Raw genomic sequence first — 12,645 nt, 5'->3', positions numbered from 1 at the left:
CCCCCCCCCTTCTCCCCCCCCCCCCCCCCCCCCCCCCCACCCCCCCCCCCCCCCCCCCCCCCCCCCCCCCCCCCCCGCTCCGGGAGTGACGAGAGGCCGGCGGCCTTCGCCGGTGCGGCCTACCGGTGGATCACCGGCGCGGCCGCCCCTCAGACATCGAGCGCACGCCCTGCGGAGTCCCATGCCCGCAACGCCTCGTCGGACGGCGGGGTGAGGACGAGGCCCGCCGGCGTGTGGTCGACACTGCCCGCAAGGGCTTCGTCCTCGGCGGCCGGCCAGTCCACGACGATGTGATCGCCGGGCGGAATGTCGTGCTCCATACCGGCGGGCTCGAACATCACGTTGAGCCGATCGCCACCGTCGTTCCTGAAGATGATCTTCACGGCGAAAACCTTACCAATTGTCGAGGTAGTGCTGGAGGACCTTCGCGCGCTGCTGGGCGCTCGGGCTCTGGTTGCCCTTCGCGGTCGACACTTCGTCGATCTTGGCGAAGTAGTTGCGGAGGGACTCGATCTCCTCGCGGCTGAAGAACTTCTTGACCTCCGTGAGGTGCTTCGGGTCCAGGAACTTGGGGTCGAGGCTGCCGTCCTGCCGCTGCCACAGCTGGATCACGTTGTCCTCGCGCCCGAGCTGCCCCAGGTTGCCGACCTTCTTGTTGCCGAGCATGGCGACGGCGTCCTTGAGGAGGGCCTGCACCTCGGGGTGCTGGCCGACCGGGCCGCACCACTTCACCGTCTCGTTGTGGACGAGCACGGGAACGTCGGCGGCGAACACGTAGTACGTGTGGATGCCGTCGACCGTCAGGTTGTGCACCCGGATCTGCTCGGTCCGGGCACGGACGCCGACGAGCTCCCTGAGTTCGCCGTCCGCAGTGCGCAGGAGGTCACCGGCCTCGAGGTCCTCGGCGTCCACCCAGTCGTGCCGGTTGGCGACCCAGAACGGGTGCCCGTCGGTGGCCGTGATGGTGCCCGTGGCGTTCCCGGCCGCGCCGTCGGTGTCGACGGTCAGCGCCCGGAGGTTCTTGCTGCCCTCTCCGACGATCAGGGCGGTGACGGCGCGGCGCTCGGTCCTGCCGGTACCGGGATCGGTCGCCACGACGCGCTCCCCGACCCGGATGTCCTCGATCGGCTTGCGCGTGCCGTCGGCCATGAGGACGGGAGTCCCCGGCACGAAGCTGTTCTTGGGCTTCGACGAGGCCTCGCACACCTTGCGCGCTTCCTCGAGGATCTCCTCGCCCTTCTGGACCAGCTTCTTCGCCGCCGCCGACTTGTCGAGGAAGTCGTCAAGGCCGCCGACGATGCGGACGAGGGCCTTGGCGATCGCCGGCGTCTCCTTGATGACCTTCAGCGCCTTGCCCCAGGGAAGGCTGCCGACCACGGCCCAGAAGCAGCTCTCGAAGTTGCCCTCGGTGAAGCACTTCTTGATGTCCTCGAAGAGGAGGTCGACGATGATCTCGCCGCCGTTCTCCATCAGGAAGTCGACGAGGTCCTTCTCGGCCAGCTGGCGGGCCTTCTCGTACGCCTCCGGTGAGATGCCGGCCTTCCTCAGCGCATCGAGTTCGTCTTCGCCGAGCTCCCGGGTCTTGCCCTTGCTCGCGGCTTCCTTCGCCGCCGCCTCCCGGGCCTTGCGCTCCTGCTCGCGCTGGTACTCCTCGGCCTTCTTCGCCGCCGCGTCCGCCTCGCGGGCGTACGTGTTGGCGTTCTTGGCCGCGGCCTCCGCCGCCTTGGCGTGGCCCTCCGCCGACTCCGCGAACTTGTTCGCGTCCGCGGCGTCCTTCTCCGCCTGGGCGGCGGCGCCCCGGGCGACGGTCGCCTCGTGCTCCGCCAGGGTGGCGGCGCTGTTCGCGGCCACCGCGTGGCTGTCGGCCTCGGCCGCGGCGCCCCGGGCGCGGGCCGCCTCCGCCTCCGCCTGGTTGGCGGCGTTACGGGCCGCGGTCGCGTCCGCGTAGGCCTGCTTGGCGGACTCGCGGGCGAGCGTGGCATCGGCCTGGGCCTGTGCGTCGGCCTGGTGGGCGCGGGCCGCGGCCGCGCGGGCCTTGGCGCCGTCCTCGGCGGCCTGCGCCGCCGACTTCATGGCAGCCGCGGCGGAACGCGCGGCGCTCGCGGACGAACGCGCCGCCGCCGCGGCGGCCTTGAAGGCCGGAGCGACCTGGGCGTTGGCCCGCTGGGCCGCGGCCTCGGCAGCCTCGGCGGCCTTGACCGCCTCCGCGGCCTTCGCCTCGGCCGAGGCGACCTGCTCCGCGCCCATCTCCTCCGCCGCGGTGGCGACCGCGGCGGCGAAGTCGGCGTCGACGTCCTTCCCGGCGAACGGCGCGGTCAGCTCGATGGCCGTGTTGGCCGGCTCGGCGATGCCGGCGGCCGTGCTGCGTGCCGCCACCGCCGCCTTGACGGCGATGGTGGACTGGACCCGCGCCATCGCCGCTTCACGGACGGCACCCTGGGCCTCGTCCTTGGTGCGGTTCGCGGCCTGGAGGGCGTTGTTCGCCCGCATGGCGGCGAGACCGGCCAGCCGGGCGGCCTCGTGCGCGGCGATGCCGGCCCGTGCCTCCTGGGCGGTGGCCTCCGCGGCCTTCTGGTTGGCGCGCTGGGCGGCGGCGTGCGTGAGGGCCGCCTCGGCCTCCGCCTTGTTCGCGGCGGCGTTGGAGGCCGCTGCGGCCGCCTCGGCCTTGTTCGCGGCGGTGTTCGCCCGCGCGGCGTGCGCGGTGGCCTCGGCCGCCGCTGCCCGCGCCCGGGCCGCCGCACCCGCGGCCTCCGTCGCGGCGGAACGCGCCCGTACGGCGGCACCCCCGGCGGTGTCGGCGGCGCTGCGGGCCTGACCGGCCGCCTGGCCCGCCGTGTTGGCGTCGGCGCGCGCCTGGTCGGCGGCGGCCCGGGCCACACCCGCGTCGATCGTGCCGCGACCGGAGGCGGCGATCGCCTCGGTCGCCTTGGCCCGGGCCTCCGCCGCGTCGTGCCGCTGCTCGGCCGCGAACGCGGCGTTGCGGGCGTTGCGGGCGTTGGTCTCCTCGTCCCGCGCCTTGCGGTCCGCCTCGGCGGCGATGCCGTCCTGGTGGGCGGCCGAGGCACGCGCGGACGCCGCCGTCGCGGCGGCCGCCTGCGCCTGCGCGCGGGCGGCGGAAGCGGTACGGGCCTCGGCCTCGGCGCGCGCACGCGCCGCCGCGGCGATGTCCCGCTCGCGCTCGGCCCGCGCCCGGGCCGCCGCGGCGAGGTCGCGCTCAGCCTCGGCGATCTTGCGCTGCTCGGCCGCGATCTTGGCCTGGCGCTGCGCCTCGATACGGGCATCGCGGGTCTTGCGGGCGTGTTCCCACGCCTCGCGCTCCGCCTGCTCGGCCGCGACGCGCGCGTCCTTGGCCCGCGCCGCGGCGGTCGCGGCGATGCCCGCCTGCTTCTCGGCGGCCTCGGCCAGCCGGGCCGCGGCCCGGGCGTGCTCCTCGGCGTTCGCCCGCCACTTCTTGGCCTGCTGCTCGTGCAGCTCGGCCTGGTTCTTGGCGTTCAGGCCGGCGGCGTCGGCGGCGGTGGCGTCCACCGCGTGCTGGGCCGTCTGGCAGGCCTTCACCGCGGCTTCCGCGGCGGCGGCGATGCCCGCGGCGACCTCGGACCACTGGGTTCCGTGCTCCAGGCCGGTCTGCACCAGCACATCGGCCTGGATCTTGGCCTGCGCGGCCGCGACCTGGGCGGCCTTGGCGGCGTCCTGGGCGTACCCGAGCTGACGTGCGACCTCGGCCTTGACCGGGTCGTAGTTCGACAGGCGCTTGCCGACGCGGTCGGCGGCGAGCATCCGGTCCGCGTCCCGCGCGGCGGAGGCCGCCGAGGACATGGCGTTGGAGGCGTTCTTGAGCGCCTTGACGGCGTCGCCGTGGGCGGCGATCAGCTTGGTACGGGCCTCGGCGGCCACGGCCGCCTTGCGGGCCAGCTCACGCAGCTTCTCCGCCGCCTCCTGGGCCTCCTTCTGCGCCTTCTCGTGCGCGGCCCGGTCGTCGGCGTCCTTCTGCGCGGCGACCTGGTAGCCCTTCTCCAGGAACTCCGCGATCACCGCGTCGTTCTTGGAGTCCAGCGCGGCCTGCGCGGCCTGCTTCACCGCGGGCCCGCCCACCGACGCGAGCATCTCGACGCGCTTGCGGTTCTCCTCGGCGCGCTTGGCGGCGTTCTGCTTGTCCGCCTCGTCACGCTGCTTGGCGATGTCCGCGCCGAAGGCCAGGAAGTCGGCGCGGTCCTGTGCCGTCCCCTTGAGGACCCGCTCGACCTCCGCGTTGAAGAACGGGCCGCCGGTACCGCGCAGCTTCTCGATCTGCTGCCGGTTCGCGACGTCCGTTCCGGCGCGCTTGTCCTTGGCGCGCTGGCGGGCCTCGGCCTCGCCGCGCTGCAGGAACTCCCGGATGGCGTTCGGGTCGGTGCTCTCCAGCGCCTTCCTGGCGGCCTCGCGGACTTCCTCTTCCTCGTCGAACTCGGCGAAGTCCTCGACCAGTTGCCGGTCGCGCTCGTCGCTGATCTGCTGGAGCTCGGACTTCGTGGCAGGCGCCGCGCCGGCGGTCTTCGGCTTGAGCGCCCCTGCCAGCTGGTCCAGCGTCGCGAGCGTCTTCGTCAGCGACGCCTTCTCGTCACGTGCGGCCGTCGCCGCAGCGGCCTCGCCGGTAGCGGTGCCCAGCACCGCCACGACGACCGCTGTCGACACGGCCTTCCGTACGTTCGCGGCCACGCGCACGCGTAGCCTTCCGGCCTTGGGCCGGACCCTTCCCCACACGGGAAACCCCCTAGACGAATGGATCAAGAAACCCCTGTCCAGGTCAGCGGACGGGGGTGGTCGATTGCCGTCCGGCCGGCCCCGCTCAAGGGCCGGCCGGACCGCCGGGATCAGCCCCGGGCGCGGTTCTCGCCGTCCTGGGCGCGCTCGAACATGGCCTTCCAGAACGCGGCCGCCTCGGTAGCCCCGGTCTGCTCCCCGGCCCAGGCGCCCTGGTTGGTCCCGGCGGCGCCCGAGATCGCCTTCCAGAGCTCCTCCGCCGATTGCTGGGACAGCAGGGCGACGGCACGCCAGTTCTCCGCCTGGGCAGCGGCGGCCGCCTGCTCGGCCAGCCAGGCGCGCTGCGCCGCGTCGGCGTGTTCGGACACCGCCCTCCAGGCCCGCTCCGCCTCGGCGCGGGCCTTGGCCGCGTCCGCCGCGTCCTTGACGGCCGCCTCGGCCGCCGTGGCCTCGCGGATCAGGAGCGTCAGCGCGTGGTGCCGCATCGTTTCCGCATCGGCGACACGCGTCCGGTACGCCTCCAGGTCCAAGGCCGCGCCGGTGGCCCAGCCGTAGCCGAAGAACTCCGCCGCGTCCGTGTCCGCGGCACCCGGCCGCAGCGCCCACTGCGCCGCGACCCGTACCTGCTCGCCCGGATCGCGCTCACCGAGGGCGCGTACGAAGTCCCGGTCCCTGGCGGCTACTTCGAACCGCTGCTGTGCGGTGGCCTCGCGCGCGGCGCGGTCGCGCCGCTGCGCGTCGGCGTACCCCGTCTTCACGAACGCCGCCTGCTCGGCGGCGCTCCCCTTCAGCGCCCGCGCGGCGGCCGCCCGCACCTCGGGGGAGAACCCCACCGTGTGCGTGGCCGCGACGCGCTCGCAGAACGCCTTGTTCCGGGCGCGCGTGTCCCGAGCCCGCTGCTTGGCGTAGTCGAAACCGCCGCCGGGCGCGAGCCACTCGAGGAGCGCCTCGTCGCCGCGGGAGCTCCGCAGCGCGTTCCACGCCGACGTCCGCACCTCGGCGGCCGGATGCGTCTTCGCCATCTGCGTCACCCGCCGGCGCGCCTCCTCGACGGCCGCGGCCAGTTCGGGCGACAGCGTCTGCTCCGCCTGGCCGCCCGCAACGATGGACGCCGAGGACACCGCGGACGACGGAGAGGCGGCCGCGACACGGCCGTCCGCCCACGCCGGCACCACGCCCGCGAGCGCGATCCCGCCCGCCAGCGCACTGGCCGTCACCGTCCGCACACCCCACCACTGACGACTCAACTGAAGACCCCCTTGGGAAAAGAAGAACGTGTTCACAGCCGAAGAGGGGCAGGGCCGTACGCCCGGCCCTGCCCCTCCGCGACCTCAACGGGCCTGCTCACGCGCCCCGTTCGGCAGGCTCACTTGACCTGCTGGACCTGCCACAGCTGGGCGTCGGACCGGTTGCACGTGTACAGCTGCGTGTCCACGCCGTTGTCCTTCTTGGCCCTGGGGACGTCCAGGCACATGCCGGCGGCGTGCGTCGGCGTCACCTCGTACAGCTTGCGCACGGGGTCGACGAGGATCAGCTGCCAGCGCTGGTGCGCGCCCTGCCCGCACGTGAACTGCTGGACCGCGGAGCCCGGCTTGGTGCCGTGCTGCTGCACCTCCAGGCACTTGCCGGTCAGGACGGAGCGCAGCTCGAAGCTGCCGCCCGGCGCGGCGACGGCACTCCACTGCTGGGCGGTGCTGCCGTTGCAGGTGTACTGCTGGACGTTGATGCCGTCCGTGGTCTTGCCGCCTTCGACGTCCAGGCACTTGCCGCTGTGGGCGGCCGTGAGCTGGATGGCCGCGGGCGCCGTCTGGCCACGGGCCTGCTGCTCCATCGCCGTGGCGCGCGCCACGGCGGCGGCCTCGCGGGCCGCCTCGGCGGCGTCTTCCGCGCTCGTGGCTCCGGCGGCCTGCACGGCGGTCGCGGTGCCGGCCAGCACGGCGAAGGTGGCCCCTACGGCCAGGGCGGCCCGGATGATCCGAGACATGATGGGATCGGTTTCCTCTCGCGGGTTTCGGATGCTCAGGCTGCCGTGACCGGCTGGATGCGCCACTTCTGGGCGGACGTGCCGTTGCACCCCCACAGCTGCACGCCGGCGCCGTCTGCCGTGCTGCCGGACGTGACGTCCAGGCAGCGGTTCAGGTTCGCGGGCGTGTGGGCGGGACGCAGCTCGTACAGCTCGTTGGCGATGTCGGTCATGACCAGGCGCCAGCGCTGCTGCTGGACGCCGACGCACCACCACTGCTGGACGACCGTGCCGGTCGCGGTGCCGGAGTTCTCGACGTCGAGGCACTTGCCGCTGTGCCTGAACTTCAGCTCGAAGGTGCCCGCACCGGTGGGCACCATGTCGAGCTTCTGGTTCTCGGCGTCGGCGACGCACGGGGACTGGGTGGCGTTGCTGCCGTTGCGCAGGGCGGCGTTGGCGATGGTGAGGCACTTGCCGCTGTGCTCGGCCTTGAGCTGCACGGCCGACGGCGCCGCGGCAGCGGCAGCGGCGGTCGGGGCGGACGGGGTGTCCGCGGCGACGGCGACGGTCACGCCGGCGGCGAGCACGGCGGCGCTGGCCCCGATGGCCAGAACGGATCGGACGATCCGAGACATGGGGTGTTTCCGTTCTTCTCAGGTGGGAGGAAAGGATTCTGCTGCGACTGTGACGCGACTGCGACTGCGACTGCGACTGCGGTCAGCGCGCGAGCGGGGCGGCGACCTTCCAGGTGGCGTCCTGGGCGAAGTCCTTCTCCGCGTCGAAGCGGTTCTTGGCGCTCTTGTCCGCCGCGTACAGGTCGCCCTGGTACTGGCGCAGGAAGCGGCCGGGCTTGGCCGCCGACTCGAACGACGTACCGGAGCCGCTCAGGGCCTTCTTCGCGCACCAGGTGGCGTCCTTGCGGAACTGCGCGCTGTTGTCACTGGCGGTCAGCCGCACCCGCAGGTCCTTCTGCATCAGGTAGTGGCCGGGCTTGCGGGCGGACTCGAAGGAGTAGCAGTTCGGCTGGCCGCCCAGGGCGGGCACCACGACCCAGGTGGCGTCCTCGCGGTCGGCCTGCTTCGAGCCGGCGGAGACGGGGGCGATGAACGCCTCGCCGGCGTCGACACCGGACTGCCGCACGACGAAGCCGGCCAGCTTGGCGTTCCCCGGCTGGAGCGTCTGCCGCTTGGCGCGGTAAAGGCTCTCCTCCTTGAGGAACTGCGCGACGGCCTCGTCGCCGGCGGCCAGCGCCGTCTTCGCGGCCGCGACCAGGTTCGGGTTCACACCGGTCTTCTCCGCGGCGGCCCGGATCTGCGTGAGGAGCAGCCGGTTGGCTTCGGCGATCTTCTTGCGGCGCGCCTCGTCGTCCTTCTTGTAGGCCTCTTCGGCGCCGGTGTGGATGAACTGCTTCCACACGGCCGGGTCGGGGCTGAGGACCGCGCGCTGCGCCGCCGCGTAGAGCTCGCTCTCCTTGGCGTCGGCCGGTGCGCTGCGCAGCAGTTCGCGGATGAAGTTGTCGTCGCCGAGGACCAGCATGGCCTCGCTCGCCGTCACGCGGAACAGCGCGGCCGCGTTGGCGCGGGCCGCCCGCTCCTTGCGGCGCTCGGCCTCCTCGCGGTTCTTCTCCTCCAGCTCCTTGAGCTCGGCGGCCACGTCGCGCTGGTGGGCCTCGCGGGCGCCGTTGGTGATGAACTCCCGCCAGGCGACGGTGTCGCCGGCCAGGGCGGTCGCGGCGGCGGCGCGGACCTCGGGACCGGCGGCCTCGTGGCGCATCACGGCGCGGATGAAATTGTCGTCGCTGAGGTCGAGCAGGTCGGGGCTGTTCGGGATACCGACCGCGATCAGAGCCTGGGACTTGGCGAGCCGGGCCTCGCGGGCGGCATCGGCCTTGTCCTTCTCGCGCTGCTTGTCGACGGCGTACGCCTCGTGGATGCCGGTGACGATGAACGCGACGTGCTCGTCGGCCGCGTCGCTGATCATGGCCCCCTCGGCGGCCAGCCGCACGGAGTCGAAGGCCTCCCCGCCGTCGCGGGCCTTCTGCCAGAGGGCGTGGACGAAGTCGATGTCGCTGAGCAGCAGTACGTCCGGGCTCGGGTCGAGGCGCACGACGGCGGCGGCGTCGACGCGCTGCTTGTCGGTGGTCCCGATACCGGCGGCGGCCGCGGCGGCCGCCGGGGTGGCGACCGCGATGAGCGGCGCGGCCACGCCGCTGACGGCGGCCAGCGCGGTGGCCGTCACGAGCCCGCGGGTGACGGCCTTCGTCATACGACCGGAGTTCGAGTAGCTCTTCTTCATTCTGTTTTCGGCTTCCCCCTGCTAGGTCCCGCACGCAGTTCCCCATGCGTGCGGGAAGGTCGGTGGGCGCAGTCTTGAAGATCATTCAAAGGTCAGTCAAAACGGAATTGACCGCTCCTGCCCCGGTTGCCGCACATCTGGCGCTTTGTTGCCGCCTTTTCAGCCAAATTTCCGCCGAAACCAGCCTTGTGCGGGGCAGCGCGGACTGAGAAATGGCCTGAAATGGCCGATTTCGCACGCGGGAAGGCGTCGGGGTGCGCCGGCCCGTTCCGCCCTCCCAGACCCTCCCCGGACCCTCCCCCCGCCCAGTCGGCAGAACGGCTACGGGCCCGACGCCCCGCCCCCGGAGGACCGTGACCGCCCGCCGGCGGCAGGACACGGGGGCGAGGTGTGGGCTGGTACACACCAGGATTCGGTGCGCTACTGACGGGTTAAAATCCGCCGGCTCGGGCGCCCGTCACGGACCGGGCCGGGACGGACTCGGGGACATCGAGACCGGTGCGGAGGGGGAGTTCACGGGCCGGGCCGACGAGGGGGTCGCGGACTTCGACGGCGGGAGCGGGGCACCGGTGGGAGTGGGCGCCGCGGAGGGTGAAGCGCTCGGGTCCGGGCCCGGCACGGAACCCGGCCCCGGGGTCGTGGGCGGCGTCGGTGTGGGCGTCGGCCTCGGCATCGGTGTGGGCGTCGGTGTCGGGGTCGGTGTGCCGATCTCGGGCGGGGCGGCGGGCGGCACCGGGCGGACCGGGGCGGAGTCCGGGGCGAGCACGAGGTAGCCCACCGCGGCCGCGGCCGCCGCGGCCAGCCCGGCCAGGGGCAGCCCGAGCCGGCGCAGCCGCCGCAGCACGGGGAACCTCCGTACGTGCGGTCCCGGCGGATCGGCGGGGCGCAGCTCGCGGACGGTGATCCCGGCCGCGCGGGCGTCCAGGGCTGCCCGCAGCCTGCGCTCGACGGGGCGTTCGCCGTACGTCATACCCGTCCCTCCAGAATCCGTTCCAGTGCGTCCAGGGCCCTGCTCGCGTTCGACTTCACCGCTCCCCGGCTGATCCCGAGGGTGTCCGCGATCTCCGCCTCGCTGAGGTCGGCCCAGTACCGCAGCACCAGCACCTGGCGGCGGCGCGGGGTCAGCCGGCCGAGCGCGGCGAGCACTTCGCGGTGCGCCTCGTCCAGGACGACGTGCGCCTCCGCGGACGGTACGTCGGCCGGCGCGGGCGGGGTCCAGGCCCGGGCGGTGCGCCGTCGGCGCAGGACCGAGCGCGAGGTGTTGACCACGGCGGTGCGCAGGTAGCCCAGGGCGTTGTCCACCTCGGCGATGTGCTCCCCGTGGCGGCGGTACAGGGCCGTGAAGGCGTCCTGGACCACGTCCTCGGCGGTGGCGAGGTCGTCGACGAGGAGCACCGCGAGACGCACCATGCGCAGCCGGTGCGCGTGGTAGAGCGCGGTGACCGTGGGCGGCTGGTCTCCCCCGCCGACCGTGGGACCTGGCCCGTACGGACCCGCGTACGGGCCTGCGTACGCGGGCCCGTACGGCCGGGGCCCGGCCGCCGGGGCGGAGCGGTCGCGGCGCAGCAACGACCACAGGCCCCGCCACGCCCGGCCGGAGCCGGGCATGAGGGGGCCGACGGGTGGTGCGAGGTCGAGCACGGGGATCCTCAGCCGTTGGCGCGGCGCCGCACGGCGTACAGGGTCCCGGCGCCGGCGGCGATGAGGCCGGCGGCTCCGGCCCCCAGTGCGGCGGTGGTCGCGGAGGAGCCAGTATGGGCGAGCTCGGACCCGGCGGGCGAAACCGAGGGCTGCGGGGCGCCGCTCGGGGCCGCGCTCGGCACCGCGCCCGGAGCCTTCGCGGGGGCGCTCGGGGCCGCGCTCGGCCGGGCGCTGCCGGGCACGCTGACGGACGGGCTCGGCGGCACGCTGGTGGCGGGCGTCTTCGGCGCGGCACTCGGCGCGGCACTCGGCGCGGCAGTCGGCGACGCGCTCGGCGCGGGCGCGGGCGCGGCGGCGCCCCCCGCGGCGGACGCCGGCCCGGCGAGGGCGACGACCGCCCCGGCAGCGGCTGCGGTGACGGCCGCCCGGCGAAGGGTGCGGGGGACGCGCTTGGGGTTCATCACGGTGGTTCTCCACGGTCGGGTCGGAGCAGGGCGCGGAACCGCACCCTTCACCCCCGCACGACGCGCGACCCCCCGCGAGGTTGCCGCCGATCCCGAAGAATTTTCCGCAGGGCCGTTCCCAGCGTCGCGATGCCCTCCTCGATCTCGCCCGCCGAGCCCGCCGCGTAGCCCAGGATCAGGCCCGGCGGGCCCGGGGCGAGGCGGTGCCACGACAGCGGGTGGGCCTTGACCCCCAGCGCCAGGGCCGCCGAGGCCAGGGCGGTGTCGTCGAAGCCGGCGCCGTCGAAGGTGACCATCAGGTGCAGGCCCGCGGCCGCGCCGTGCACCCGGGCCCCCGGCAGCCGGTCCGCGACGGCGCGGAGCATGGCGTCACGGCGCCGCCGGTGGCGGCGCCGGACGAAACGCAGGTGCCGCTCCAGCTCCCCCGAGTCCATCAGCCGGGCGAGGACCAGCTGGGCGAGTACGGGATTGCCCAGGTCGGCGTACCGCTTGGCGGTGGTCACGGCCCCGCTCAGGCGCGGCGGGACCAGGAGCCAGCCCAGGCGCAGGGCCGGCGCCAGCAGCTTGGACACGCTCCCGGCGTAGCAGACGCCCTCCGGCAGCAGGGCGCGCAGCGCGGGGACGGGGGCCCGGTCGTAGCGGTGTTCGGCGTCGTAGTCGTCCTCGATGACCAGTCCCCCGTCGGCCGCCCAGCCGAGCAGGTCCCGGCGGCGTTCGCCGTCGAGCACCACCCCGGTCGGGAACTGGTGCGCCGGGGTGAGCAGTACGGCACCCGCCCCGCTCGCCCGGAGCGCGGCCACGTCCAGGCCGAGCCCGTCCACCGGTACGGGAACCGTTTCCAGCCGCCCGTACTCCAGCTGCTGCCGGGCCCCCAGCGAGCCGGGGTCCTCCACCGCCACGCGGCGCACCCCGTCCTCCCTCAGGACCTGCGCCAGCAGCCCGAGGGCCTGGGCGACCCCCGCGACGACCACCACCTCGTCGGGGTCGGCGCGGATCCCCCGGTTGCGGGCCAGCCAGCCGACGACGGCCTCGCGCAGGGCGGGCGCGCCCTGCGGGTTGCCGTAGCCGAAGTCGGCGGGGGTGAGCCCGGCGAGGACCCGGCGCTCGGCCTGGAGCCAGGCGGTCCGCGGGAAGGCCGTCAGATCGGGCACCCCGGGCGAGAGGTCGATGCGGCAGGGCACGGCCCGCAGGGCGTCGACGAGCCCGCCGCGGGCCGGGGCGGCGGCGGGCGCGTTCACCGGCGGCGGGGCCGCGACGACGACCGTGCCGCCCCGGCCGCGGCCGGACACCTGGCCGGTCTCCGCGAGCCGCTGGTACGCCTCGGTGACCAGCCCCCTGGAGACGCGGAGTTCGGCGGCGAGCACCCGGCTGGCCGGGAGCCGGCTGCCGACGGGCAGGGTGCCGTCGGCGATGGCGGCGCGCAGGCGGCCCGCCAGCCAGTCGGTGCGGCCGCCGGGCGGTGCCTGGCCGATGTCGAGCTGCAGGAAGTCCGACCCGCTTTTGGACCCCTGGTTCACGCGCTCATTGGACCTGCTCACCGGA

At 74.5% G+C, this 12,645-nt stretch carries 10 protein-coding genes; all 10 read right to left on the bottom strand.

What is annotated here, in order from left to right:
• Window positions 1-149: 149 nt before the first annotated feature.
• The 10 genes from ACZ6I1_RS13830 to pdxR all read right to left on the bottom strand — a co-directional run bounded on the left by ACZ6I1_RS13830 (window position 150) and on the right by pdxR (window position 12,641).
• Window positions 150-383: a hypothetical protein gene (locus ACZ6I1_RS13830; protein ID WP_469286712.1), complete on the bottom strand. Its 234-nt coding sequence runs from the start codon at window positions 381-383 to the stop codon at window positions 150-152.
• Between the two features lie 10 nt (window positions 384-393).
• Window positions 394-4,695, bottom strand: coding sequence for a polymorphic toxin-type HINT domain-containing protein (locus ACZ6I1_RS13825; protein ID WP_469286710.1), 4,302 nt, complete (start codon window positions 4,693-4,695; stop codon window positions 394-396).
• Window positions 4,696-4,850: 155 nt separating this feature from the next.
• Window positions 4,851-5,957, bottom strand: coding sequence for a hypothetical protein (locus ACZ6I1_RS13820; protein ID WP_469286708.1), 1,107 nt, complete (start codon window positions 5,955-5,957; stop codon window positions 4,851-4,853).
• Window positions 5,958-6,106: 149 nt separating this feature from the next.
• On the bottom strand, window positions 6,107-6,724 hold the full coding sequence (locus ACZ6I1_RS13815) for an RICIN domain-containing protein (RefSeq protein ID WP_469286706.1): 618 nt from the start codon (window positions 6,722-6,724) through the stop codon (window positions 6,107-6,109).
• Window positions 6,725-6,759: 35 nt separating this feature from the next.
• Window positions 6,760-7,338: an RICIN domain-containing protein gene (locus ACZ6I1_RS13810; RefSeq protein ID WP_469286704.1), complete on the bottom strand. Its 579-nt coding sequence runs from the start codon at window positions 7,336-7,338 to the stop codon at window positions 6,760-6,762.
• An 82-nt stretch (window positions 7,339-7,420) separates the two neighbouring features.
• The gene (locus ACZ6I1_RS13805) at window positions 7,421-8,998 is read right to left on the bottom strand and encodes an AbfB domain-containing protein (protein ID WP_469286702.1); all 1,578 of its coding nucleotides are present in this window, start codon (window positions 8,996-8,998) and stop codon (window positions 7,421-7,423) included.
• 457 nt (window positions 8,999-9,455) lie between these two features.
• On the bottom strand, window positions 9,456-9,968 hold the full coding sequence (locus ACZ6I1_RS13800; protein WP_469286700.1) for a hypothetical protein: 513 nt from the start codon (window positions 9,966-9,968) through the stop codon (window positions 9,456-9,458).
• Window positions 9,965-10,606, bottom strand: a complete 642-nt coding sequence (locus tag ACZ6I1_RS13795) for an RNA polymerase sigma factor (RefSeq protein WP_469286740.1) — start codon at window positions 10,604-10,606, stop codon at window positions 9,965-9,967. The genes ACZ6I1_RS13800 and ACZ6I1_RS13795 overlap by 4 nt, the downstream gene beginning before the upstream one ends.
• Window positions 10,607-10,647: 41 nt before the next feature.
• Complete coding sequence (locus ACZ6I1_RS13790; protein WP_469286699.1) at window positions 10,648-11,100, bottom strand: LPXTG cell wall anchor domain-containing protein; 453 nt, start codon at window positions 11,098-11,100, stop codon at window positions 10,648-10,650.
• A 50-nt stretch (window positions 11,101-11,150) separates the two neighbouring features.
• Window positions 11,151-12,641: a MocR-like pyridoxine biosynthesis transcription factor PdxR gene (gene pdxR, locus ACZ6I1_RS13785; RefSeq protein ID WP_469286697.1), complete on the bottom strand. Its 1,491-nt coding sequence runs from the start codon at window positions 12,639-12,641 to the stop codon at window positions 11,151-11,153.
• Window positions 12,642-12,645 lie beyond the last annotated feature (4 nt).

The organism is Streptomyces sp. NPDC046303 (assembly GCF_055588085.1).
This window is presented reverse-complemented; position numbering and strand designations above follow the sequence as displayed.

What these genes read in the sequence shown, in the direction of transcription:
- ACZ6I1_RS13815 (WP_469286706.1), bottom strand. Translation starts at nt 6,724, where the DNA reads ATGTCTCGGATCATCCGGGCCGCCCTGGCCGTAGGGGCCACCTTCGCC.
- ACZ6I1_RS13810 (WP_469286704.1), bottom strand. Translation starts at nt 7,338, where the DNA reads ATGTCTCGGATCGTCCGATCCGTTCTGGCCATCGGGGCCAGCGCCGCC.
- ACZ6I1_RS13805 (WP_469286702.1), bottom strand. Translation starts at nt 8,998, where the DNA reads ATGAAGAAGAGCTACTCGAACTCCGGTCGTATGACGAAGGCCGTCACC.
- ACZ6I1_RS13800 (WP_469286700.1), bottom strand. Translation starts at nt 9,968, where the DNA reads ATGACGTACGGCGAACGCCCCGTCGAGCGCAGGCTGCGGGCAGCCCTG.
- ACZ6I1_RS13795 (WP_469286740.1), bottom strand. Translation starts at nt 10,606, where the DNA reads ATGCCCGGCTCCGGCCGGGCGTGGCGGGGCCTGTGGTCGTTGCTGCGC.
- ACZ6I1_RS13790 (WP_469286699.1), bottom strand. Translation starts at nt 11,100, where the DNA reads ATGAACCCCAAGCGCGTCCCCCGCACCCTTCGCCGGGCGGCCGTCACC.